The organism is Pseudarthrobacter albicanus (genome assembly GCF_018224015.1).
In the GTDB taxonomy this organism is placed as follows: Bacteria; Actinomycetota; Actinomycetes; order Actinomycetales; family Micrococcaceae; genus Arthrobacter; species Arthrobacter albicanus.
In genome coordinates this window covers 1-24288 of the sequence record NZ_JAGPOT010000001.1, presented here as the reverse complement: position 1 = coordinate 24288, position 24288 = coordinate 1, and the positions used below count along the sequence as shown (strand labels likewise).

20 protein-coding genes, 1 tRNA gene and 3 pseudogenes are annotated in these 24288 nt (G+C 66.6%); 13 read left to right on the top strand and 11 right to left on the bottom strand.

Going from position 1 to position 24288, the window contains the following annotated elements; translation table 11 throughout:
* Positions 1-2: 2 nt before the first annotated feature.
* Positions 3-4193 carry an AAA family ATPase gene (locus tag J9611_RS00105; RefSeq protein WP_211876576.1) on the top strand — a complete coding sequence of 1397 codons (4191 nt, stop codon included), beginning with the start codon at positions 3-5 and terminating at the stop codon, positions 4191-4193.
* Positions 4194-4249: 56 nt separating this feature from the next.
* Here J9611_RS00105 and J9611_RS00100 read toward each other — a convergent pair whose 3' ends face one another.
* The 4 genes from J9611_RS00100 to J9611_RS00090 form a co-directional block, all read right to left on the bottom strand.
* A complete protein-coding gene (locus tag J9611_RS00100; RefSeq protein ID WP_307856981.1) occupies positions 4250-4849 on the bottom strand; it encodes an RcpC/CpaB family pilus assembly protein in 600 nt (199 codons plus the stop codon).
* 20 nt (positions 4850-4869) lie between these two features.
* The gene (locus J9611_RS21640; RefSeq protein ID WP_246527189.1) at positions 4870-5070 is read right to left on the bottom strand and encodes a hypothetical protein; all 201 of its coding nucleotides are present in this window, start codon (positions 5068-5070) and stop codon (positions 4870-4872) included.
* Between the two features lie 134 nt (positions 5071-5204).
* On the bottom strand, positions 5205-5468 hold the full coding sequence (locus J9611_RS00095) for an FmdB family zinc ribbon protein (protein WP_211876574.1): 264 nt from the start codon (positions 5466-5468) through the stop codon (positions 5205-5207).
* 128 nt (positions 5469-5596) lie between these two features.
* Positions 5597-6223 carry a 5-formyltetrahydrofolate cyclo-ligase gene (locus J9611_RS00090; RefSeq protein WP_211876573.1) on the bottom strand — a complete coding sequence of 209 codons (627 nt, stop codon included), beginning with the start codon at positions 6221-6223 and terminating at the stop codon, positions 5597-5599.
* Positions 6224-6319: 96 nt separating this feature from the next.
* Between J9611_RS00090 and galU the strand changes: the two genes are divergently transcribed.
* From galU to J9611_RS00065, 5 genes are all read left to right on the top strand, one after another.
* Entirely contained in the window at positions 6320-7237 is a 918-nt protein-coding gene (gene galU, locus J9611_RS00085) for a UTP--glucose-1-phosphate uridylyltransferase GalU (RefSeq protein WP_211876572.1), read from the top strand.
* On the top strand, positions 7189-7863 hold the full coding sequence (locus J9611_RS00080; protein ID WP_211876570.1) for a GNAT family N-acetyltransferase: 675 nt from the start codon (positions 7189-7191) through the stop codon (positions 7861-7863). Before galU ends, J9611_RS00080 begins: the two co-directional genes overlap by 49 nt.
* Before the next feature lie 141 nt (positions 7864-8004).
* Positions 8005-9000 (top strand): hypothetical protein, encoded by a 996-nt coding sequence (locus tag J9611_RS00075; RefSeq protein ID WP_211876568.1) that lies wholly within the window; start codon positions 8005-8007, stop codon positions 8998-9000.
* A gap of 24 nt (positions 9001-9024) precedes the next feature.
* Positions 9025-9825 (top strand): SDR family oxidoreductase, encoded by an 801-nt coding sequence (locus tag J9611_RS00070; protein ID WP_211876566.1) that lies wholly within the window; start codon positions 9025-9027, stop codon positions 9823-9825.
* Between the two features lie 46 nt (positions 9826-9871).
* Positions 9872-9944: transfer RNA gene (locus tag J9611_RS00065), tRNA-Ala, on the top strand.
* A 410-nt stretch (positions 9945-10354) separates the two neighbouring features.
* Here J9611_RS00065 and J9611_RS00060 read toward each other — a convergent pair.
* Positions 10355-10957 carry a TetR/AcrR family transcriptional regulator gene (locus J9611_RS00060; protein WP_211876565.1) on the bottom strand — a complete coding sequence of 201 codons (603 nt, stop codon included), beginning with the start codon at positions 10955-10957 and terminating at the stop codon, positions 10355-10357.
* 99 nt (positions 10958-11056) lie between these two features.
* Between J9611_RS00060 and J9611_RS00055 the strand changes: the two genes are divergently transcribed.
* From J9611_RS00055 to J9611_RS00045, 3 genes and pseudogenes are all read left to right on the top strand, one after another.
* Complete coding sequence (locus J9611_RS00055) at positions 11057-12490, top strand: APC family permease (RefSeq protein WP_211876564.1); 1434 nt, start codon at positions 11057-11059, stop codon at positions 12488-12490.
* Complete coding sequence (locus J9611_RS00050) at positions 12490-14184, top strand: amidohydrolase (protein ID WP_211876563.1); 1695 nt, start codon at positions 12490-12492, stop codon at positions 14182-14184. The genes J9611_RS00055 and J9611_RS00050 overlap by 1 nt, the downstream gene beginning before the upstream one ends.
* Before the next feature lie 751 nt (positions 14185-14935).
* A pseudogene (locus tag J9611_RS00045) lies at positions 14936-15367 on the top strand (recombinase family protein); the annotation flags it as partial.
* A gap of 76 nt (positions 15368-15443) precedes the next feature.
* Here J9611_RS00045 and J9611_RS00040 read toward each other — a convergent pair.
* Complete coding sequence (locus J9611_RS00040) at positions 15444-16442, bottom strand: EAL domain-containing protein (RefSeq protein ID WP_307856979.1); 999 nt, start codon at positions 16440-16442, stop codon at positions 15444-15446.
* Between the two features lie 544 nt (positions 16443-16986).
* Here J9611_RS00040 and J9611_RS00035 point away from each other — a divergent pair.
* From J9611_RS00035 to J9611_RS21635, 4 genes and pseudogenes are all read left to right on the top strand, one after another.
* Positions 16987-18219 carry an amidohydrolase gene (locus J9611_RS00035; RefSeq protein WP_211876560.1) on the top strand — a complete coding sequence of 411 codons (1233 nt, stop codon included), beginning with the start codon at positions 16987-16989 and terminating at the stop codon, positions 18217-18219.
* A 3-nt stretch (positions 18220-18222) separates the two neighbouring features.
* Positions 18223-18621 carry an MFS transporter gene (locus tag J9611_RS22245; RefSeq protein ID WP_281414496.1) on the top strand — a complete coding sequence of 133 codons (399 nt, stop codon included), beginning with the start codon at positions 18223-18225 and terminating at the stop codon, positions 18619-18621.
* Positions 18590-19180 (top strand): annotated as a pseudogene (locus J9611_RS22240) (MFS transporter); the annotation flags it as partial. The gene J9611_RS22245 and the pseudogene J9611_RS22240, both read left to right, overlap by 32 nt.
* Positions 19181-19253: 73 nt before the next feature.
* Complete coding sequence (locus tag J9611_RS21635; RefSeq protein WP_246527188.1) at positions 19254-19679, top strand: MFS transporter; 426 nt, start codon at positions 19254-19256, stop codon at positions 19677-19679.
* A gap of 483 nt (positions 19680-20162) precedes the next feature.
* Here the strand turns inward: J9611_RS21635 and J9611_RS22645 are convergent.
* The 5 genes and pseudogenes from J9611_RS22645 to J9611_RS00005 form a co-directional block, all read right to left on the bottom strand.
* Positions 20163-20492, bottom strand: a pseudogene (locus J9611_RS22645) (IclR family transcriptional regulator domain-containing protein); the annotation flags it as partial.
* Positions 20395-21003 carry an FCD domain-containing protein gene (locus J9611_RS00020; RefSeq protein WP_211876559.1) on the bottom strand — a complete coding sequence of 203 codons (609 nt, stop codon included), beginning with the start codon at positions 21001-21003 and terminating at the stop codon, positions 20395-20397. The pseudogene J9611_RS22645 and the gene J9611_RS00020, both read right to left, overlap by 98 nt.
* A gap of 960 nt (positions 21004-21963) precedes the next feature.
* Positions 21964-23061 carry a DMT family transporter gene (locus J9611_RS00015; RefSeq protein ID WP_211876558.1) on the bottom strand — a complete coding sequence of 366 codons (1098 nt, stop codon included), beginning with the start codon at positions 23059-23061 and terminating at the stop codon, positions 21964-21966.
* A 15-nt stretch (positions 23062-23076) separates the two neighbouring features.
* Positions 23077-23448 carry an SDR family oxidoreductase gene (locus tag J9611_RS21630; protein ID WP_246527162.1) on the bottom strand — a complete coding sequence of 124 codons (372 nt, stop codon included), beginning with the start codon at positions 23446-23448 and terminating at the stop codon, positions 23077-23079.
* A 208-nt stretch (positions 23449-23656) separates the two neighbouring features.
* The coding region (locus J9611_RS00005) for an aldehyde dehydrogenase family protein (protein WP_211876557.1) at positions 23657-24288 on the bottom strand (632 nt) is incomplete at its 5' end.

Genomic DNA, 24288 nt, shown 5'->3' with positions numbered 1-24288 from the left:
CAGTGTCAGTTGGTCAAGGCCACCCCGAGGACTCCGAGGAGCTCAGGAAATGGCTGACAGGGCTTAAGCCCGTCACCGGGGCAGATACGATGCTGCGGTTCACCAAGACGCCCGAGGGCTCCATTGAGCTGACCCACGCCCACCCCTCCGGGCTCGCCCAGCTGATGGCCGGCCGGCGGACCAGGCTCTCCACCCTGATCCGTGACCGGCAGCAGTACGTCGTCGCGGCCCGGGCCTCCCGCAACCTGCGGTCCAAGATCTTCGAACTCGCCAACGACCGCGGCATTGACGCAGGATACTTCTCGGCCGGCACCGTCGTCTGGACGTCCGCCGTCGGGGGCAAGCCGCAGCGGATCTCCGCCCCGGTGATGCTCGCCGCGATTTCACTCACGGTCCGTCCCGGCGAGGACGACTATGAACTGCAGCTGACGGAACAGGCACAGATCAACCCCGCCCTGGTCCGCCACCTCAAATTCGTCCATGGGATCGTCTTCGACGTCAATGCCGTGACCCGGATGGCGTACAGCACCGCACGGTATGATCCGGGCCCGGTCCTGGACCGGCTCGGTACGCTCATCCAGCCGATCCACGGCGCCGAGGTCGAGCACAACCTGCTCGTCTCCACCTTCGCCGACCTGTCCGGAAACCTGGATGACCCGTGGATCAACCCCAACAACGCGCTCGTGACCAGGCTGGCGGCCGCCGCCGGCGGCCCCGTGGACGTGCCGGAACTTGCGGCCGGCCGTTTCCCCAGCACCGACGAGCGGGACCCGGCCGACGAGCTGCTGCTGCTCGACGCCGATGCGGAGCAGCAGTACGTGGTCGATGCCGTCCGCGCGGGGGACTCGCTCGTGGTCAGCAGCCCGCCGGGCACGGGCCAGACCCAGACGGCCATCAACACCATCGGCGCGCTCGTCGATGAAGGAAAGACCGTCCTGGTGGTCGCGGACCGGCGCGCCAGCCTCGCCGAGCTCGGCGGCCAGCTGGACACGCTCGGACTCGAATCCGTTCTGCTGCAGCTCTCCGGCCACGCGACCCCGCTGCAGCTCAAGGGCCAGCTGGTCCGTGCCATCGTGCGCAACGAGAAGTCCCTCCAGCCCCAGCTGGCGAACCTGCACACCACCCTGACCGGACACCGCCACGCCCTGATGGACCACGTGGCATCGCTCCACAACGTCCGCCAGCGCTGGGGCTGCTCCCCGTACGAGGCCATGCAGTCCCTGGCCGCGCTGACCTCCATCCAGCCCGCCCCCGCCACCACCGTCCGGCTCAAGCGCAGCGTGCTGGACAACATCCGGGACCGTGAGGAACTGGCCGGGCGGCTCCGCCGGGCCGCCGAACTGGGCAGCTTCAGCCGTGCGTCGACCACGAGCCCCTGGCACGGGGCGAGGCTCCTGACCCGCAAGGAAACCGAGGAGGCCCAGCAGGTGGCCCGCTCGGTGGCGGAGAAACTGCCGCTGCTGCGCGGGCGCATGAACGGCGTCGCCGAACATGCCGAGATCCGCCTGGGCAACACCTTCGCCGAATGGGGCGAGCAGATCGACCTCCTGGTTGCGGTCCGCGAAAGCCTCGACAAGTTCACCCCGGACATCTTTGACCGCCCGGTCCACGACCTCATTTCCGCCACCGCGGCCTCCGCCTGGCGCCGCGAACGGAACATCGAGATGCCGTCGATGCAGCGCTCCCGCCTCCGCCGCGTGGCCAAGGAATACGTCCGGCCGGGCGTGCACATCGCGGATCTCCACAGCTCCCTGGTCCTGGTCCAGGAGCAGCGCGCCGCCTGGTCCGGCTACGCCACCACGCAGCGCCACCCGGCCGTCCCCTCCGGTCTCGCCGAAATCACCGCCCTGTACCGCGAGCTGGAGTCGGAACTGGCCGAGCTGGGGCAGGCGGTCAAATTCACCGCGGACGGCGGCGGGCTGCACAGCACCGGCTACGACCAACTGATGGAACGGCTGGGCCGGCTGGTTGCCGATACCGGCACGCTGGAGACCCTGCCCGAGCGGACACTGCTCGTGGAGAACATGCGCGAGCACGGCCTGGGCGAGCTCCTCGCCGACCTGGCCGAGCGGGAGGTCCCGGCGGAGTCGGTGGCGGCCGAACTCGAGCTGGCCTGGTGGCAGTCGGCGCTGGAAGCCATGATCAGCGGCGACGGCTACCTCGCCATGTCCGACGGCGACGCACTGCGCCAGCTCGAAGCGGAGTACCGCCTCGCGGACAACGCCCACATCGCCAGCGGCGCGGCCCGGCTGCGCTGGAAGCTGACCGAACGCTGGGGCGCGGCCATCGCGGAGCACCCGCGGCAGGCCGACCTCCTGCGCAGCCTGCTGAAGGACGGCAGGGTGACCCTCGCAGCCCTGACCGGCCAGGCCTCGGAGCTGCTGCCCATGCTCGTGCCCGTGTGGTCGGCCAGCCCCTACCTCATGACCGGCCTGCTCCCGGTGGAGCAGACGTTCGACGCCGTCGTCATCCTGGACGCCGAGGCCACCTCGCTGCAGGCCGTCCTGCCGGCAATCGCCCGCGCCAGGCAGGTCATTGCCTTCGGTGATGACCGGATCGCCAGTCCCCGGACTTTCACCGTCGGGGTGGAGCGGCTCGCCGCGGGGGAGACCTCCCACCAGGGCGTGGAAAGCGCCTACCGGGCGCTCTCTGCCGTGCTGCCCGTGTGGAACCTGCGCACCGTGTACCGGGCGGTGGACGAGGACCTCGTGCGGCAGCTCAGCAAGGGCTTCTACGACGGCGAGCTCCGCCGGCTCCCGGAGGGGCAGTCCGCCACCGGCCTGGACCGTGCCCTGACGGTCGAGTACCTGCCGGACGGCACGGGACTGCCCAGCGCGGACCACGACGGCGTCGAATCGGTTGTCGCCGAAGTCAACCGCGCGGTGGAGCTGGTCTTCGAACACGCCAGTCTCCGGCCCAGGACGTCACTGGCAGTGGTCACGGGCAGCCTGCGGCATGCGGCCCGGATCGGCGAATCCATCCGGCTGCAGCTGCCCAACTACCCGCAGCTGGCGGGCTTCTTCACCGCCGGCGACGAATCGTTCCGGGTGGTGGACCTCGAGCGGGCGCAGGGCCTGGTCCGCGACCACGTGATCTTCTCGCCGGGATATGGCCGCACTCCGCACGGGCGCGCGCTCCACAACCTGGGCCCGCTCTCCGCGGAAGGCGGACGCGCCAAGTTCGCCCTGGCGATGACGCGTTCGCGGCGGTCCCTGCACGTGCTCAGCTGCTTCCGCCCCGAGGACCTGGACGTCACCCGACTCAGCCACGGGGCGGTGGACTTCTACGAACTGATTGACCGTGAGATCGCGGGGAATTCCGATCTGGGCAGCCCCGCCTCCCGGGCCGCCGCCAGCGAGCAGGCGCTCGGCGCCGATCCGCTGGTGGCCGACCTGGGCGACAGGCTCCGCGCCCGCGGGGCGAGGGTCTGGCACCAATACGACGGCGCGCTGAACATGGTGGCGGCCGCCGACCCGCTGAGCACCATCGGCCAGGACGACGCGGAAATTCCCCGGCCCGTCGCCATCGAGTCTGACGGCACCGAGCAGTACCGGCGGATGACCGTGCGCGAACGCAGCAGGCTCCGGCCGCAGGTGCTGGAGCGTCTCGGCTGGCGCTATATGCCACTATGGACCATAGAGGTGTTCACCGACCCTTCGGCCTGCGCCGACCGGATCGGCGGGTATCTCGGGCTGGAAAATCCGGAGGTCCCGCGGCGGATGCGCACCTCGCCGGGATTCTTCGAGGACGACGTCGAGAACCTGGCCGCGCGCCAGGTAGACGGTCCTGAGGCCGGGATATATTCCGGGCAGGAACCGTCCGCACCGGAATGGTCGGAGCAGACGCCGTCGACGTGGCTGGCAAGCGCGGAGCAGCAACGAACAGCGCAGCAAGGAACAGCGCAGCAAGGAACAGCAGCACGCGATAAGGAGGCCGAGGGCATGGGTGCAGACGGCGAAGTCCACAACAGCAGCAGCCACAACGGCGACGGCGGGCACACTGACGACGGGAATGACGTACGGGAACGGCGCGTGCCGGCCGAGGACGCACCCCGGCAGGCAGTTCATGCCTCGGTTGCCGGAGTGCTCCCGAACAAGGCGGCCGAGGACGATCCGCGCCGCTGGGGCGACCAGCCGAACAGCTACGACCACGACTCGTGGCTTCAGGAGCAGAAGCCTCCGCACTGGGGCTAGGCTGCTGCGTTCCGGGACCCCGGCGACAGCGACGCCGGGCCGCTGAGGCTGGGCCGCTAGTCCGGGGTGGTTCCCACGAGCACGAAGAACAGCTTGCCCAAGGTGGAGGCGCCGGCAAGCCGGAGCGCCTGCCCGGGGTCGGCTGCCACGACAATCAGGCCCTCCGCCCCGCCGCTCGCCGGCCACGGGCCTGCCTTCCCGCCCTGCGCGGAGGTCCACAGCACGGGGACCGCAGCGGCCAGGACCTGGGACGCTGCCGGCTGTTCGAAGCCGCTGCCGCTTGTCATCACCACGTTGACCAGCTGTCCGGGGGAGAGCAGTTGGATGGAGTCCGGGTCTGCCAGCCGGAGCGGTACGGCCGCCGAACCGGGCGGGCTTCCTGCCAGCAGGCCAGGTCCCAGGAGCTGGGCGTCGGACAGCAGCTGGCCCTTGCGGAGTGCCACTGCCAACTGCTTGCCCTGGACCGCCGCCGGGGTGCTGAAACTCCCGCCGGGCACGAGGCCGGCCGGCACATCCAGGGCCACTACGTCTTCGGGTGCGAGGGTCTTGCCGGCCGGAAGATCGCTGACGGCGGCCAACGCGGCCACGGTCGCCGCAGGCGCCGGCGTGAGTTGGTGCACCGCCAGGGACGCGGCGACGCACAGCAGAAGGGCCACCGCCAGCCTGCGGTTGCGGTTCAGCCAGCCGGCCAGGCGGCGGCCCGGCGGACGGCGGCCTGGTTGGCGGCGGCCTGGTTTCCGGGTGCGCGCCCGGCCCCCTGGGTGCTGCCAGGGCCGGGCGGGGCGTCCATCCGGAAGAGCGGCACGGAAGGCCGTCCCACGGAGCGCGGCAGGGCCAGGAAGCGCGGCAGGGCCAAGGAATGCAGCAGGGTTGCCAACGGGGCAGGGGAGTATAGGCATGCCGCCACGCTACCCAGCCGTCGGGGGCCGGCAGCAGCCGCCGGAACGGCTATGTGGAAAACCTCATCGGCGGCAGCGGCCGCGGCCGGCGGAAGCCGCGCGGGAAAAGGTCCTAGCTGGCGGCAGCGGCGGCAGGCGCCGCAACGGGCGCGGGTGCTGCGGCGGCCGCCGGCGCGGCCGGCACGTTGCTGCCCTTGGCGTCACGGGAGTCGGTACGGTAGAAGCCGGAACCCTTGAACACCACGCCGACGCTGTTGAACTTCTTGCGCAGGGTGCCGCGGCACTCGGGGCAGGCCGTCAGGGAATTGTCGGTGAATGACTGCACGATCTCGAAGGCGTGGCTGCAGTCCTTGCAGGCGTATGCGTACGTGGGCACTGGAAATCCTCCTCAGGGACAAACGAGCAGGTCCGGTGCTGTCCAGTCAGGATCACCGCCGATATCTCTATCGACAGGTTCCGTCACTTAGCAGTCGCAGGGCCTGAGTGCTAATTCTATCACCCCGGCTACGCGGCCTGACCAAGCCGGAACACCCCGCCCGGCGTCAGGGCGGCGGACACCTTCCGGTCGAACGACTCGGCCGGAATGCTGCCGGCAGGCAGTACCTCGGTGTCGTAGACGACGGCGGCCGTCGGCACCGGGGCGGCGTCGTGCGGGTGCAAGCCAGCGGCGTCCTGGAGCGCGGCCAGGAACTTGTCGTAATAGCCGCCGCCCTGGCCGATCCTGTTGCCGGAGAGATCGACTGCGGTGGCCGGCAGGAAGATGCCGGCGGCGTGCCGCACCGCCGCAGTCCTGTGGCGTTCTCCGACGGGTTCCTGGATGGGGGCGTAGCGGCTGCGGACAAACCCGGACTCCGGGGTCCAGTACACCCAGCTGAGCTCGAGTGCCGGCTCGCAGACCGGAAGCAGCACCCGGTGTCCGGCGCCGTGCAGGGCCGCCAGCAGGGGAAGGGTCGGCGGTTCGGAACCCACGCCGAGGTAGGCGGCAAACGTGCCCGGCCGGCCGCCGGCGAGTCCGGCTGCCCAGTCCAGCCCGTGGCGGGCGATGGCCGCCGCGGCAGCTTCCCGCGCTGCCGCGGAGAGCCTGGCACGCCCGAGCCTGTGGCCGGACCGGATGTCTTCCTTTGACGCCATGATGTCCTGTCCCTCCGCCTGCTGCAGCCCGGGAAGGGGACTTCCAAGGGGCCGGAATGATTACCGAATGTTTGGTACCTCCGTTAGATTAGTCGAGTGACTACACCCAACGCTTCCGTCCGCAAGGCCGTCATCCCCGCGGCGGGCCTCGGTACCAGGTTCCTTCCGGCCACCAAGGCCATGCCGAAGGAAATGCTGCCCGTCGTCGACAAGCCGGCCATCCAGTACGTCGTGGAGGAAGCCGTCAATGTCGGCCTGAGCGACATCCTGATGATCACCGGCCGCAACAAGCGCGCGCTGGAGGACCACTTTGACCGCGTCCCTTCGCTCGAAGCCTCGCTTGAAGCCAAGGGCGACACTGCGAAGCTGGAGTCCATCCAGGCCGCCAGCAACCTCGGTGACATCCACTACGTGCGCCAGGGCGATCCCATGGGCCTTGGCCATGCAGTCCTCCGGGCGAAACAGCACGTGGGCTACGAACCATTTGCCGTCCTCCTCGGCGATGACCTGATCGACGCCCGCGATGAACTGCTCAGCACCATGATCGAGGTCCAGGCCAAGACCGGCGGATCGGTCATCGCCCTGATCGAAGTCGAGCCGTCCCAGATCAGCGCCTACGGCTGCGCCGACATCGACGTCGTCGACGGTGCGGACTATGTCCGCGTCAAGCACCTTGTGGAGAAGCCCGACGCCGCGGACGCGCCGTCGAACCTGGCCGTGATCGGCCGCTATGTCCTGCACCCGGCCGTGTTTGAAGTGCTGGAACGCACCGCGCCCGGACGTGGCGGGGAAATCCAACTCACGGACGCGCTGCAGGAACTGGCGTCCGGCGAAGGCGAGGGCTACGGAGTGTATGGCGTTGTCTTCCGCGGCCGCCGCTACGACACCGGCGACAAGCTCAGCTACCTGAAGGCCTGTGTCCAGCTTGCATGCGACAGCGACGATCTCGGTCCCGGCCTGCGCGAATGGCTGCCAGGCTTCGCCGCCAGCCTGACTCCCAGCCTGACCAAGTAATTCCCGTGGGGGGCGACTTCAAATGGCCGGTGACGCTGGAGAGCGGCGACATCGTGCTGCGCCCGATCCGGTACCGGGACCGCAGGGAGTGGACGGCGCTCCGCTCGCGGAACAGCGAGTGGCTGGCACCCTGGGAAGCATCGAACCCCGCACCAGGCGGCGGTCTGCCCGACTACCGGCAGATGGTGCGCTCCCTCAAGGTCCAGGCCGCCCAGGCCACGGCCCTGCCCTTCGTCATCACGGCCTGGACGCCGGGTTTCCAGGATCCTGTGATCGTGGGCCAGTTGACGGTCTCATCGATCGTGTGGGGTTCGGCGATGACGGCAACCCTGGGCTACTGGGTGGCCAGGGACCGGGCCGGCCAGGGCATCGCGCCCACGGCCGTGGCGATGGCAACGGACTACTGCTTCGGCACCCTGGGCCTGCACCGGATGGAGATCAACATCAGGCCGGAAAACGGACCCAGCCTGCGCGTGGTGGAGAAACTCGGATTCCGGGATGAGGGATACCGTCCGCGGTTCCTGCACATCAACGGCGAATGGGCCGATCACCGCACCTTTGCGCTGACCTCGGAGGAAGTCCCGGAGGGGCTCCTCGCACGGTGGCTTCGAAGCCGCCAGGCCTGATTGCCGGGGGGTTCCCCACCCGGCGTTCCGGCGTAAATCCAGTCGTTTGTCACTCACCCCACGACACACCGCGGATAATGCGGCGCCGTTCCCGGTGTTGCTCGTACCGTTTTGATTGTGGACTTCCCTCTTAGCAGCTCTGTGATCCTTGTCATTGCTGTTGCGCTCTGGATTGTGTGGGTGGCGCCCTACGTTCTGCGGAACGGGCGCTACCAGCTGCAGCCTGCGGGCGAGTTCCTGGCGGATGTCATTGAGCTAGAACCCGCAGACCCCCTAGCCGGGAGGGTCATGAAGATGACGGCCCAGCAGGAGAATCCGATGACCAGCACCCAGCGCACCGCATCCGTCAAGCGCACGGCCGACGTCGGCGGGGGGCCGCAGCGTCCGGCAGCCGGCCCGGCGTTCAGGATCCGCTACGGGCGCCTGGCCGTGGCCCTGGCAGGCGTGCTGTCCCTGCTCACCGGCGTCCTTTCTGCGGCCCTTCTTATTTTGGGTATCGGCACCGCCTGGCTGCCGGCCGTGGCGCTCCTGGGCGCTGCCGGCGCCGTCGTGCTGCTCCGCCGACTGGCCGTGCGGGACCGACGACGCAAGGTGGAGGTGGCGTTCCGGGCGGCGATGGGTGCCCCCGGGGCAAGCCCGTCGCTGCAGTCGCGGGCGCCGCAGTCCGCTCCGGCCCGCGCCCCCGGCGTCCACGCGCCGGAAGTCCGCGAGCCAGTGAAACGGCCCGAGAGCCCGCTTTTCGACGCCGAGTCAGGCGCCGGCGCCCCGGAAGTCGCCCCGATAGCCGCTCCGCAGGCGCTGACCGCCCAGGAGCTGCGGCAGGCCGCCATGGCCGAAGCCGCGGCGTCCGGCGACACCTCCGTACGGCTGTCCCCGGCAGGGTCCAGCTGGGAGCCGGTGGAAGTCCCCAAGCCAACCTACGTTGAAGCGCCCAAGGCCGAGCGTGCGGCCCCCGGACCGCTCGATCTTCCGGAAGCCCCCAAAGCCGTCGGGAAGCCCTCGCTCAAGCAGGGACTCTCGCAGGGCGCGGGACGGGCGCTTGCCGCCGAGGCCCCGGCGGTGTCCGACGCGCAGCCCGGCAAGGGCCAGAGCGCTTTGAGCAACCTGGACGATGTCCTCCAGCGCCGCCGCGCCTGACCCGGACTCCGGCAAGCTCGGGTCATGACCCGAATCTGCGTTGCCGGCGGCACGGGCCAGGTGGGGCGGGAGGTGGTGCGCCGGGCTGTTGCCGGAGGACATGCGGTCGCCGCCGTCAGCCGTCATCCGCCGCCGGCCGGGGACGCCGGCCACCACGACGGCGCGGAGTACTTCCGGGGCGACGTCTCGACGGGGGAAGGGCTGGCGGCAGCCCTGGCCGGCGCCGGCGTCGTCATCGACTGCCTTGAGGCGCGGTCAGGGAAGGCCCTGAGGAATTTCGCCGACGGCGGGGCCCGGCTTCTCGCCGCCGCCCAGGACGCCGGGGTGGCGAGGGCGGTGGTGCTGTCCATCATCAACTCTGACCGGAGCAGCTTCGGCTACTACCGGACGAGGGCGGCCAAGGAGCAGGCCTACGAGCGGTCCGGGCTGGAAACAATCGCGGTCCGGGCCACGCAGTTCCACTCCCTGCTGGCGGGCATCTTCGCCGCCGGCTCGCCGCTGGGGATCATCCCCGTGCTGAAGGGTGCCCGGTTCCAGCCCATCTCGCCCTCGGACGTCGCCGCGGCCCTGCTGGAAACGGCCCTGGCGGCGCCCTCGGGCGTGCGGCACCGTGTCCGGACCGTCGGGGGACCGGAGATCGCGGAGATGGGGGAGCTGGCGCTGGACTGGAAGCAGGCCAGCGGTTCGCGCGGCCGCCCCGTGCGGCTGCCGGTGCCGGGCGCCATGGGCAAATACTTGCGTGCGGGCCTGAACCTGGCGCCTGAAGAGCGCCACGGAACCGAGACATTCCGTGTCTGGCTGGCAAAGAACGCAGATAGTTTGTAGCCTAGGGATACCGGCAACGCCGTTCCTTCAGGACCGGCGTTGCTTTGGGGCTATAGCTCAGTTGGTAGAGCGCTTCGTTCGCATCGAAGAGGTCAGGAGTTCGAATCTCCTTAGCTCCACCGTGAAGGCCCTCCGACCTGCGGAAACGTTAGGTTGGAGGGCCCTTTTAGTGCCTCGCGTCTGGTCAACCACACGGAAACCACACGCTTTCGGCAAATTTCTGGGTTGGGCTTGACGTATTGCCGTCCTGGAAGCATGCGTCTGGCCCCGCGACGGCTGCCGCGCGATGCGGGACAGGCGGCACAGCATCCTGGTGACCCAACACGACTTCACCAAATACACCGTTGCCGTCAGCCGCGACGTCCCGTATGGAGAGACACACGAACGGCGCGACAAACCAGATCACACCTAGAGCCAGGACCCGAACTCCTTCGGTAAGGATTCCGGATGATGTCGACCATGTTCCGCACTCATTGGGATTTCGTGCTTTGATGGGCGAATCGGTCCTGCTGCGGACCAGCTCTCAGGGTCAGGACAAAGGCCGGCAGCCGATCTGCTCCGCGAAGGCGAGCATGGCCCCGCATGCCATCTCGACGGTGACCAGTCTGTTCCCGGCCACAATGTGCAGGCTGTAGGCGTCCTCAAGGGCAACCATGTTCATGGTGGCCTGGCCGAGATCGGTGGAGATGGCGAAAGCGCCCGACGCATTGCCCTCTTCAAATATTGCGCGGTAGGTGGCTGTTTGCCGCAGGTACATCTGCTGGACCAGGGTGTCGTGCAGTTCAGATTGTCCGGCCATGAAGTCGAACTCGTAGAGGAGCCGCATGAGTGCGTCGTCCGGGCCGCTGGGCAGACCCGCGGAAATGGCTGCCCGAAGTTTTTCTGCGGGCGTTTCGAGTTCTGCGACCACATTGTCGCGGTAGTCGCAGAACCGCTCAGTGCCGGCACGGTGGGCCTCCACAAGGAGTGCATCCAAGTCGTCGAAATAGTAGAGCAAAGCCCCCCTGGTCAGCCCGGCCCTTTTGGCAACATCTGTCAGGGACAGTGAGCGCAGGCCTTGGGTCGAGGCTTCCTTGAGAGCGGCCTCCACAAGTTCGGAGCGGCGCTGTTCCTGGGTATTGGGTCTAGCCATGCTCTTGACACTATCCGATATGAGCTGCCACACTCCAATGGTTATTTGACGATGGTGTCAAAAAACCAAATGCTTCCATCGCAACCCGAATGGACCCTCATGGAACAACTCAGCAGCACCGTCCACGCGCAGTCCGAAGCCGCTGGCCGGAGCTATAGCGCCTCCCTGTCCCGCAGCCTCGGCCTGGGCGGCAACATCCTCATCACTCTGTCCTCGATTTCGCCCGCCTCCAGCGTCTTCATCCTCGGCGGCGCCGCCTTGACGGCGTTCGGAACCGGCGTCGTCTGGGGTTTCCTCATCGCGGGCGTCATCAGCATTCTCGTGGCGTTCTGCTATGCCGAACTCGCCTCCGCCTATCCGGTGGCGGGCGGGGACTACTCGCTCGTCTCCCGGGCGCTCGGGCCGGCGTTCGGCGTCGTGACCTTCTTCATCAGCCTCCTCTCACTTCCGCTCATCGTCGCGGTCTTCGCGCTCGGCGTCGCGGACTACCTGGGCGTAGCAATAGCCGGACTGTCGCCACAGGCAACGGCGCTCGTGGTGGTGGTCCTCACCACCATCACCGCCTGCTTCAACATCCGGGCCAACGCCTGGCTGACGGGTGTCTTCCTCTTCATCGAGATGGGCGCACTGGTCCTGCTCGTGGTGCTGGGCCTAGTCCACATTGAGCGGCCGCTGGACACGCTCTTTACCCCGCAGGCCCTGGACGCTTCCACTGGATCGCTGGCGCCCTTGGCGATCGCCGGTCTCATGATTGCGGTCACGCAGGGCATCTTCTCCTTCAACGGCTACGGTGGCGCCGTCTACTTCGCGGAGGAAACCAAGAACCCCGCCCGCACCTTGGCGCGGGCGGTCCTGTGGAGTGCGGCCGTCACGATCGCCGCCGAATTGATTCCCCTCCTCGCAATCCTGCTCGGCGCGAGCTCGCAGGAAGAACTATTCGGTGCGGAGCTGCCGGTGCAGCAGTTCCTGAGTGAACGGGCGGGAGACGCCGTCACCATGCTGGTACTGCTCGCTGTCGCTTTCTCGATCATCAATGCCATCATCGCCATCACCCTGCAGTCCGGCCGTCTGCTGTACGCCGCGGCCCGCGACCACACCTTGCCCGAGGCCTTGTCCAGGGGACTCCGCCGAGTGAGCGGCAAAGGCCAGGTGCCGGTCGCGGCGACGGCCGTCATGGGTGCTATCGCCTTCCTCGCATGCTTTGCCCCCTTGGACGTTCTGCTGACCGCAACCGGATCCACCCTGACCTTCAGCTACCTCTGCATTGCCTTCGCCGCGATCAACTACCGCCGCGGAAACAAGAACCGCCCCGGCTACCGGATGCCGTGGTGGCCGTTGCCGCCCGCCCTCTGCATCGCGGCCCTCCTCCTGGTTTTCGTCGTCGCCATCATGGACCCGGCGCAGTGGCTGAGCCTGGGAATTTCGCTCGCTTTCGTCGCTGCCGGATTCATCTACTACTACCTGTATCTCCGGCCCCGTTCCGGAACCCATCTACTGCTCCTTGACGCAGTAATTGAAGAGGAGAACAACTGATGCTTGACCTGCTGCTCTGCAACGGAGCCGTCCGGACCTTCGACGGGACGGGCTGGGCCGAAGCTGTCGGCATCAGCAACGGGCTCATCAGCTACGTTGGCACGGACCGGGATGCGCCGCCGGCCCGTCGTCGCCTGGACCTGCGCGGCAGGCTCCTGAGCCCTGGGATCATCGACAGCCACAACCACCTGCTCCTGGGTTTCGATCCCGACGCCGTCAGCCTCGAAGGCGCCCACACCCTTGCGGACGTGCGGAACCGGATAGCGGAACACGCCGCCGCCCGGCCCGACCTGGACTGGGTGTGTGCCGAAAACGCCGTGTATTCGGTGGTCGAGGGACGCCGGCCGAACGCCGCGGACTTGCGCGGCCTGACCGACCGTCCCATCTTCATCACCACCTATGACCAGCACTCGGTATGGCTCAACGACGCCGCGATCCGGGTGCTGGGTATCGAGCGCGGCGCGTCCATACCGTGGGGGCGCCCGGAGCTCGACGACGACGGCTGGCCCACCGGATGGGTGACCGATTTCTACACGAGCGCCATGACGACGGCGGGACTGAAAGGCCTGCAGCGGGACATCCCGATGTACTCCCCGGATCGCCGCTACCGGCGCATCACCTCAAGCCTGGAGATGGCCGCCGCCAGTGGCATCACGACCGTCGTCGAGCCCCAAGTACCCTTGGCTGAACTGGACCTCATGTACCGGGCCCGGGCCGAGGGGAAAATGCATTCCCGGGTCATCACCGCGCTCTTCCATCCTGTGGGTGCCGACGCGGAATTCCGCAGGGACCTGCGCGAGGCGGTGGACAGTGCGCCCGCGGACGACATGCTCCGGCTGGGCCCGGTCAAGCTGTACGCCGACGACGTGATCGAACCGCACACTGCTGCCATGCTTGCCGACTACGCCAACCGGCCCGGCCACCGCGGCGCCTCGAGCCTGCCACCCAACGAGTTCACAGCGATGCTCGGCGAGCTGGACCGGCTGGGCTTCCAAACCCACACCCACGCCACCGGCGACAGGGGAGTGCGGATGGCCCTGGACGCAATCGAACAGGCCCAACGCAGCAACCGCACCACGGACCGCCGGCACGGGATCGTGCACGTCGAGTGCCTGGATGACGCCGATCTACCCCGCTTCGCCCAGCTGGGCGTTGTCCCGGCAATGCAGCCGCGTCACTGTTCCCCGGACCTGGTCGCCGGAACTTGGATGGAGAACGTGGGCGAGGAGCGCTGGGACCGCGCATGGCGGTTCAAGTCCCTCGCCGAATCGGGTGCCCGGTTGGCCTTCTCCAGCGATTGGCAGGTCGGTGAGATGGACCCCCTCGTGGGACTCTACAGCGCCCTCACCCGGGCAGGGCTCGACGGCGGTTCGGCATGGACCCCGGACGAGCGCCTGGATCTTGACACCGCCCTGCGTGCCTATACCCAAGGCGGGGCCTGGGCCTGGCATGCGGAAAACGAACTCGGAGTCATCCGCGTAGGGGCAAAGGCCGACGTCGTGGTCTGGTCAGCCAACCTGTACGTACTGGAGGCCGAAGAACTGCTCGGAGAACGGGCCGACCTGACGATAGTAGGTGGCGCCGTGGTCCACGACGCCCACCGCGAATACGGCGAAGAACCGACGGTCCCGGCCTCAGCGGCCCATTCCGGGCACGGCGTGCCCACCGGGTCGCACACGGGCTGGGCGCATTAACGTCAGACTAGTTCGCACGTTAGGTCCAGTATGCGGATCAGAGGGCACCAACCCGGGCATGGTGTCCCGTCTGGGCGTATCCGCATCCAATGTTGCTTGTTTTCAGATGCCGATAACCGGTGGAATGTCGTCTCCGGCCATCTGTGGATACGTGATCGACCGGGCGTGGTTGCGATGGCTTCCACATGAGAACGGGTGTCGCCCACGGCCCGATTACTGCCGGCGAGTCCGCCATGGCGTTTATGTGTCCTAATTCCAAGGAAGCGGGACAGGCTGAACAACGAGGGCGCCTACAGCCGGCTGGAAATCGATCACAGTGAGGCCATGGCCTATGCCAAGGGGGAAACCCGGCAACCGTCACTATTGAGACGGCGCCGAGGACTGCCGCGGGCCACTTTGGAGGGCGTCAGCCCTTTCTGGGGCGCCTCCGAGCCAAAAACCCGGGACAAGGACTGCCAGATCGCCTGAGGGCCGTTCATGGCTTGCTGGGGGCGAAGCCTTCCAAGGGCTGCATCCGGCGCTAACATGAGCAGGACATGCCCGGGCCCAGGAAGCCTTATGGCGTCCAGGAAGTGATCATCCTCTTAGAGGCATGGCAGGTGACGTATTGGAACCATGCCACGGAGCGGCTGTATGCTTTCACATCCGCAGAAGTTCTCGGTCGGAAAATTACCGAGCGGGGGATCATCGCCGGATCGGGCATACCGAGCCAGGATACGACCGGGCAGGAGAATGCGGATGGGATTGCCGCGGACCGGGTCTGCGCGAAGCCCTCGCGGCTGTGCGTGCCGGCGACTCCCTAGTCATTACCAAGCTCGACCGGCTCGCTCGGTCCCTCCGGGATGCCACGGACATCATTGAAGATCTCACCAGACGGGAAGTGAAGCTGAGCATTGGTGGATCCGTACACGATCCCACCGACCCTGTCGGCCGGCTGCTCTTCAATGTCCTGGCCATGGTCGCCGAATTCGAATCCGATCTCATCCGTGCCCGTACCAGGGAAGGCATGCAGGTCGCCAAAGCCAAAGGCTGACTGCGGGGCAAACAGCCCAAACTCACAAAAAGCCAGGAAGCCCATCTCGTCTCCCTTTATGCGGGAGGTCAGCACACCACTGCCGAGATCGCCGAGCTCTTCGGAGTCGCGCGCAGCACCGTGTACCGCATAGCGCAGAAGACAACATGAACGAGACCGCTAATTTCAGGCCGCCCAAGCCGTACGGAATAATCTCAAGGAGAGCAGGGCCGCTGTATGACCGTGGTCAAAACCAAATCGAAGCTATTGGGGGAGAAATGTCCGATCCCGTCTTTGAAGGAACCGGGAGGTTCCAGTGGGCCCAGTCCTGGGGGCGGGTGGTGGGCCGGCCGAGGAAGTAGCCTTGCACGGCTGTCACGCCGAGACCGGCGACAGCTGCCAGTTCGTCATTGGTTTCGATCCCTTCGGCGATGAGCGCTGCTCCGAGCTGCTCGGCGACGCCGACCATGGCCTCGCCGAAGGCATGGCGGAGGGTGTCCGTATCGATTCCGGCGATGAGGTTGCGGTCCAGTTTGATGATGTCGGGTTGGAGCTGCCTGATGTGGCGGATCGAGTCGAAGTACGAGCCGGCATGGTCGATCGCGAGCCGGACTCCGCGCTGCCGCAGGGGCGCCAGCGCGGCGCCCAGGGCGGCGGGCTGCTCCGCGGTCAGGGCGTCGGTGAGCTGAAGGACCATGCGGTCAGGGGCCAGCGTGGATTCCTCAAGCAAGCCCGGCAGCAGGGGGTCCAAGCAGGTGGCCGGGGACAGCTTCAGCGCCACGTACAGGTGGGTCGGCAGGTGCCGCGCGGCGGCGAGGGCAGACTCCAAGGCCGCGAATTCCAGCTCGCTTCCCAGCCGCGCCTCGGCGGCTTCCGCGAACCAGTAGCCCGCGTTGTCGCCCCCGTCGGAGACGAACCGTGTGAACGCTTCGACGCCGACAACGGAGCCGGTGGAGAGTTCGTAGATCGGCTGAAAAGCGGTCAGCAGCATCCTGCCTTTCAGGACCGCCTCGATCCGCGAGGCGCGCTCCGCCGCTGACGGAGCCGGGGTTCCGGTCTGCGGCTGAATGGCGGACCCGGCGGCCTGGGGCCGCACCTTCGAGGTGCCGGCGGGGAGCCGGGTCAGGGACCTGAGGGAAATCAGGTGTTCGGTCAGCGCCGTTTCCGGGTGCCCGGGATGGGCGGCAACGTGTTCGCGAAGCTGATCCCTGACACGGCCTTGCTCCGGCGCGGGGTCTGCGAGCACTGTGTCGATAATGGCCGAGGCCTGGCGGCGTATCCCCGAAGCGGCATCGCGGCAAGGTCCGCCGGGTGCCGGGTCTGCGGGAGGTTGGCTTTCGGAGGATGCTGGCAAGGACGACGGGTCCATCGACATGGGCTACTCCTTTGTTCCCGTTCCGGCTGAGCCCGGAACCGGCCCGCCTCTTCCAGAATCCAGAATCCCGGATCCCGGAGGGCGGAAGGCCGTGAACGGACTGTACCACGGTACCGACCGCGTGTGACCCTTGTGGATGTGGAACAACCAACGCGGTGAAACATATCGCTGCGAAATGGCAGCCAACCAGCTTTGAAAGTCTCACCGTGCGGCGCATCGCGGCGGTTAAAACTGGTGTTCAAAATCAAAGACCGAGTCCACCGCTTCAGCGTATACAAACCCGCCGCCGACTCTCCCGAAGGAAAATCCCAAGCGCCCAGGGACACCCCCCAAGGTGCCTCGCCGGGTCTAGGCTGATTCTGCCGGTTGCGCCCGGCCCGCCCGGGTGCCCAGACTCCGAGAGTGAGCGATGCGCATGAGCGGTTCCGACACAGTCCTGGCAGGCCTTGATTCCGAGCTCGGCTGGCTCCGGGAAACGTACACCCAACTGCACCGGCATCCCGAACTGAGCCTCGAGGAGCATGAGACTTCCAAGCTCGTCGGGGAGAAACTCGCTGGCTTCGGCTATTCCGTGACCCGCATCGGCGGCACCGGCGTCGTCGGCGTCCTCGCGAACGGGGACGGCCCCACGGTCCTTGCGCGCGCCGACATGGACGCGCTGCCCGTCACCGAGGCCACCGGGCTGCCTTATGCCTCGGAGGTGGACGGGACCATGCATGCGTGCGGGCACGACATGCACGTCAGTGCGCTGCTCGGCGCCGCGAAGCTCATGGCGGACGGGCGCGGAGCCTGGTCCGGGTCGTACATCGCGCTGTTCCAGCCGGCCGAAGAGGTCGGCGCCGGATCCAAGGCCATGGTCGACGACGGACTCGTCACCAAAGTGCCGCGGCCCGACGTCGCCCTCGCCCAGCACGTGATGCCGATGCCGGCGGGGACGGTCGCCACCACGGCCGGGCCGGTCCTCTCGGCCGGGGATTCACTCAAGGTCACCGTGTACGGGAAGGGCGCGCACGGCTCGATGCCGCACATGTCCGTTGACCCGGTGGTGCTGGCCGCCTCGATCGTGCTCCGGCTCCAGACCGTCGTCTCGCGGGAGACCAAGCCGGGCGACTTCGCCGTCGTCACCGTGGGGGCGCTCAACGCCGGCGCGACATCGAACATCATCCCGGACCGCGCCACCCTCCTGCTGAACATCCGCACCTACGACAACCAGGTCCGGGCCTCGGTTCTCGCCTCGATTGAGCGGATCGTCAAGGGGGAGTGCGCTGCCGCCGGATCGCCCCGGGAACCTGATTTCGAGTACTACGACCAGTTTCCGCTCACCAGCAACGATGCGGCCGTGACAGAGCAGGTCCGGGCCGCGTTCTCCGCCCACTTCGGAGCGGACCCTGTGCACCATGCCGAGAGGCAGACCGCCTCCGAGGACTTCAGCCGCATTCCGGACGCCTTCGGTGTGCCGTACACATTCTGGCTCCTCGGCGGGGTGGACCCCGAGACGTACCGGGCCGCGGCCGCGAAGGGAACAGTGGCCCAGGACATCCCGGGGAACCACTCCCCGTTCTTCGCCCCCGTGATCGACCCGACCCTGTCCATGGGCGTCCAGGCCCATGTCGTCGCCGCACTGTCCTACCTCTCCCAGGATGCGTAAACCATGAGCACTGCCCAGTCCGCAGCAAAGACCGAAACTCAATGGAAACCGAACGATGCATGGCTGGTCGGCATCGTCCTGGCCGTCATCAACTTCTGGCTGTTCGCGCAGACCCTGCTCAATGTCATCCCGGGCATCCAGGGGTCCCTCGGGATCGAACGGACACTGGGGAACCTCGCGGTGTCCGTCACCTCGCTGTTCTCCGGCATTTTCATTGTGGTTGCCGGCGGGCTCGCGGACCGGCTGGGCCGCGTGAAGATCATGAACACCGGCATCTACCTGAGCATCCTCGGATCGCTCCTGATCGCCCTGACCCCGGAGAACGCCGGCGGCCTCACGGCGGCCGCGTGGTCCAGGGGCTGTCCGCGGCGTGCATCATGCCCTCCACCATGGCCCTGGTGAAGAACTACTACGAGGGGAAGACCGCCAGCGGGCGCTGTCGTTCTGGTCCATCGGCTCGTGGGGCGGCTCGGGCTTCTGCGCCCTGTTCGGCGGCCTGATGGCGACGTCGTTCCTGGGCTGGCGGTCCATCTTCTGGATCTCGATCGTGCTCTCGGTCGTCGCCCTGTTCCTGCTGCGGGGCACTCCGGAGTCCAGGTCAGCCGCGAAAGCCGGGGGCACCTTCGACTGGGGCGGCATGGTAAGCCTCGTCGTCGCGCTCGTGGCCCTCAACGTGTACATCTCGCAGGGCCCGCTGATCGGCTGGCTCAGCTGGACCGGCATCGGGCTCATCGCCGTCGCGGTCGTCGGTACGCTCGTGTTCTTTGGAATCGAGACAAGCCGGAGCAACCCGGTCCTGAACCTGAAGCTGTTCCGCAACGCGACGTTCGCCGGCGCCACCCTGTCCAATTTCCTCCTCAACGGCGCGGCCGGCACGCTGATCGTCTCCCTCGGCCTGGTCCAGGTCGCCGCGGGCATGTCTTCACTGCAGTCGGGCCTGCTGACCCTCGGATACCTGGTGGCGATCCTGGCCACCATCCGCGTCGGGGAGAAACTGCTCCAGCGTTTCGGGCCGAAGCGGCCTGATGACGTCCATGACGTTCACCCTCATCGGGCAGTACATCGTCCTCTCCGTCATCGGCTTCACCCTGTTCGGCATCGGCCTGGGCTTCTTCGCGACGCCGTCCACGGACGCCGCACTGTCGAACGTGCCCGACGACGAGGCCGGGGCAGCAGCGGGCATCTACAAGATGGCCTCCTCGCTCGGCAACGCTATCGGCGTGGCCGTCTCGGCGGCCCTCTACGTCGCGGCCCAGGCCATGGACCCGGCCACCATCCGATCGTGGGGCCTGTTCATCGGGAACCAGGAGAACGTGGGCCTGCGGTTCGGCGGTGCCGTCGGCATCCTGTTCAACCTGCTCATGGTGGTTGTCGCCATCATCGCCATCATGGTCACGGTGCCCGACGAGCGGCCTGTCAAGCGGCCCGAGGTCCCGGCGACACCATCGATCGGAAGCTAAGAAGCCACCGCCCGTGCCGGCCCGCAAGGGCCGGCACGGCATCACACCCGGACAGTCCAAAGAAAGAGGGCTTCCTACGGCTCCCTTGCGGTCTTTCGGATGGCCTGATGGCGGACACTGGAAGGAAGACGTGTCTGCGCCACGGCGAGCCCCGTCCGCCAGACGTGCATGGAATGCCCCGCGACAGGGGCAGCCAACGAAACGAGGAACGCCACGACTTTGAAAGAACGACTGCAAAGGAGAAGGTCCAGCCTGATTTAGGTGCTCCTTATTGGCGTGGCTGAGATGTGCTGGTGTTGCTTTTCCCATTTCCACCAGCTGTGTTGGGGCGAAGGCGTGTGGCTCGAGAGCATGTTGGACAGCTCTCCGACGGAGGCTAAGAGGATGGGCAGGAATTTCCGGATGTTGGAGGTCGGGGACTGAGCCTTGGTTTTCGATCAGGGATACAGATCCGATGGGGCGCCGGCCAATCATGACCGGTGCTGCCAGCGCCCTTGTGCTGATGTCGTATTCGCCCTCCGAGAGGGCGAAACCATCCGTGACTGTCTTCTTGAACAACTTTTCCAGCCGTTCTTCGTTCACCTCGGTGCGTTCGGAAAACTCGGCATGGGGCTGGCCATGGAGCAGCGCCCGTCTTTCGGCGGCATCCAGGAAGGCGAAGTAGGCCCGGGATGTAGCGCCGGCACGGGCCGGATACAGATCACCGACTGGGCAGTTACCCGTGGGCGCGGGAGGCAAACCGCTTGAAATAGCTCCGCTTTGACCGGCGGATGTGGGCCCCCATGAGTTTTGCCGATGCCTCCAGGTTTGCATCGTCGATGGCGTCCATAGTGGGCTGGTGTTCGCTCCAAGAATTCATGGCGCGGTGCTGGACGTCTGCGAAGCAGAGCCGCTCGATAGATCCCGAAATCAGACGCAGGATTGCGGCCAGCGACGAGCTCCCGCTCAGCTCGGCGACGCTCTGATGGAACCTGATGTTGAGGTCGGAGAGCAGCTCGGTGCGACCTTCCTGGACGGCGGCATCGCCAGCGGCCAGAATCTCCGCAGTGGCCTCACGATGGGTGATCCAGGCTCCGTCGGGCTCCGGGCCAAGCTCCTGCCGCCGTCGCGCAGTCGCCGTGCCGCGTTCCGTGTACCCAGAGCCGTCTGTGCGCGTTGGCCGCCGACGCCGCGTAGGAGCCGCCGCGGATTGCGATGATCTCGGCCCCGCGCCTGACCTGCCAGGGATGAGCTCAACTTTGATCCAGGCCGAATCGATGAATTCGGTCTCCGGGCGGCCAGCCACCGTGGTTGCCTCGGATGACCATGTGTCGGATGACGTCAACGGTGATTTCCACTGTCGTGCGGCGTGTTCGCTTCATTGCAATGAATCTGAACCGGCAGGTGCCGCCGCGCGGCAGTCATCGGCGTGGATCCAATATGCCGGTGGCCATGGACGGACGACTTGCACCTGGCCAGGGTCTGGGGAGATTAGCAGGATAGAGCCAGGCCAACATTCAATGGTTCCTGCCTCGAGCCACGCGGGCTGCACATATCCGAATCTGTTCCACTTGATGGTTGCCCATGCTCCCATCGGTTGAACGTCGTCGATGCTGAGAATGGTGACCTCGGTGGTCGTCTCACCTCTGCCCCTGAACTCGCTGAGGTGACGTCATCGAAGCTGGGCATTCTCGTTCCACCGCCGACTCCGCCGACTCGGCCGTACTTTGGTGGTCCACCGGAGGCCGAGCAGGATTCCTGCAGTGACAAGGATGGCGGCGAGGGCAATGTGCCATGACGGTGCTGGCCAGGTCGTTACCGTCCGTCGCCGAAATCGCGTAAATCAGCGACAAGGCTGCAACGACGCTCGTCAACGTGAGGGTGTGATCGATTGTGGGAACACCGGGCGGTGTGGGCCCGGGCAGGGCCGAGAGCCCGTTGTTCGTAGGCTCCGCAGCAATTTCGGGCCACTCGATGATGAGCCATTCGACGGCCGGGGTCTCGGTTTCGTCCCGCGGCTGATGCGGTTCGCTGGCCGCACGCGCAGGGCGGCGAACCCTCCGGTCATCGCCGCGTCCGGGTTGCCGGGGCCAGTTGTCGTGCAGCGCCCCCAGGTGATGTCGGTGAAGGCCTCCTGCGCCTCTTAAGTCCGCAAGTTCCCGTACAAAAGATCGGACGCCGCCCGATGTTGTTTCGCAATCGTAGGCCTGAAAGCGCCGCTTTCCTGAGGCGGTCGATGGATGGATTCGTATTGTTCGATGGCTGCGGTCCGGAGATGATCGGATCGTCGGCCATCTCCTCCAGGCTAGGAATCTAATACTCGGTCTTTGTGGTCGGCCAAAAGTTGGGCGCTTTGGGTGCGGCCAAGAAGGATGACTCCACCAAGCGCGAAACCGCCTCCGGCAACTGCGCCGGTCGTGGGGACTTGCCCAAGCAGTAGCCAACCAAGAAATAGTGAAAAGACGGGGACAGCGAAAAGCAAAGACCCGCCTGCGGCCACATTCGTTTCCGCAAGCGATATGTTCCAAAAGGAGCAGGCAAGAACCGTGCTGCAGACAACCAACACGACAAGGGCGGCAAGGGTGACCGGCCTCCACGCTTCGGGCCGGATGTCGTAGGGCGCCAGGGGAAGAGTTGCGAGTCCGCCAAGGAGGCAGCCCCAGAAGACGATCTCCACAGGTGGGATCGTTGCCAACACTGGTTGCTGGCAAATAAGAGAAACGGCCAGGACCAGTGCTGCAACCAAGACGATGAGAGCGTTCCAGTCAAAACCGAGATTGGCTGATCCAAACAAAGTGACCACAACAATTCCGACAACGGCGATTGCCATTCCGAACAGCCCCTGCCGCGAAGTGCGTTCACCCAAGACAAGGTAGGCCAGAGTAAACGCAAAGACGGGCGAGGTGTTCAGCAGCAGGCTTGTGGTTCCGGCCGGAACGGTGGTCTGGCCTATGTTCAACAGCGTGCCGTAGGCCCCGTAGCCCAGTAGCGATATGCCAATGACTTTTGGAGCATCCTCCTTCCGCAGCGAGAGGCGGCGTTTGCTCATCAGGAAATACAACCCGAGTACAAGGGCAGCGAGCAGAAATCGCAGCGGGGTCAAATCCATCGGATGGACGACTTTCAGCACCTCGCTGGTGGCCACATAGGCCGGCGCCGACGTGATGACCATCAAGACATCAGGACGCCGAAGCAGACCCGCTTTCAAGGGCGAAACCCCGTCCCTGACGGCCGGTAGTCGCAACTGCGTTTGCTGATCGAAAGTATCGTTTTGAGGATCAATCTCTTTCTTCGTCCTTTCTCGGTCGTTGGTGACTGCGCACTGATGGCTTTTCCGGCACCTGAGGAGCCTTTGGGGGAACTTGTTGTGGCGGGCGCCGCAGGTCGCCTTCGCAAGAACCATCAGCCGCCTTGGACCCTAGAATTCCTGACCGGTGGCCCGGACGGTGATCTCGGAAACGTCGACGCCGGGCGGCTGGGCCAGGGCCCACAGCATGGTTTCGGCCACCGACTCAGGGGTGATGGCAGCGTCGGGGGCATCCTTCCACAACGGCGTGTCCACATGTCCCGGAGCAATGTGCAGTACGCGTATGCCGGTCCCGACCAGCTGCTGGCGGAGTGATTCCGCATAGCCCGTGACCGCCCACTTGGTGGCCGTGTACAGATTGCCCGGATACACCTTCCGTCCGGCAGTGCTGCCCATCAGGACCATGTGCCCGCGGTTTGCCGTGAGCTGCGGCAGGGCCGCCTTGGCCAGGATCGCCGGCCCGTAGACGTTGGTGAGGACCATGTTCCGCCACACCTCCGGTCGCCGTCCGCGAGATCCCCGGCCGCTGAGAAGCCGGCGTTGGCGACCGCCACGTCGATGCCGCCCATGGCGGCGACGGCAGCGGCAACGGCGTCGCGCCCTGTGGTGAAGACGGTGTGGCCGGCGCGGAGGGAATCGCGCACGAGGGCGGCACCGATTCCGCTGGTGCCGCCCGTGACAAGGATGCGCATCAGGACGGGTCTGCGATGCCGATGTAGCGTGTTTCCAGGTATTCCTCGATCCCTTCGCTGCCGCCTTCGCGGCCCATGCCCGATTGCTTGACACCGCCAAAAGGGGCCGCCGGGTTTGACACGATACCGGTGTTCAGACCAAACATGCCCACGTCCACCTGCTCGGAGAGCCGGATCCCACGGTTGAGGTCGCGGGTGTAGCCGTAGGCCACGAGACCAAATTCGGTGTCGTTGGCCAGGGCAATCGCCTCGGCCTCGGTGCGGAAGCTGACCACCGGTGCCACAGGTCCGAAGACCTCTTCCTGAAGGATGCGAGCAGTGGCCGGCACGTTGGTGAGCACCGTGGGCGGGTAGAAGTGGCCGTCGCCGTCCGACGGCGATCCGCCGGTGAGTGCCGTGGCGCCCCCGGCGACGGCGTCCCGGACTAGTTCGTCGACTTTGGCACGGCTCTTGGCGTCGATGAGGGGGCCGATGTTGGTGCCCTCCGCCGAGCCGCGGCCGAGTTTGAGGGCGCCCATGCGGTCCGCAAGGCGCCGGCTGAATTCGCCGGACAGGGATTCGTGCACGATGAACCGGTTGGCGGCGGTGCAGGCTTCGCCCATGTTCCGCAGTTTGGCCAGCATGGCCCCGT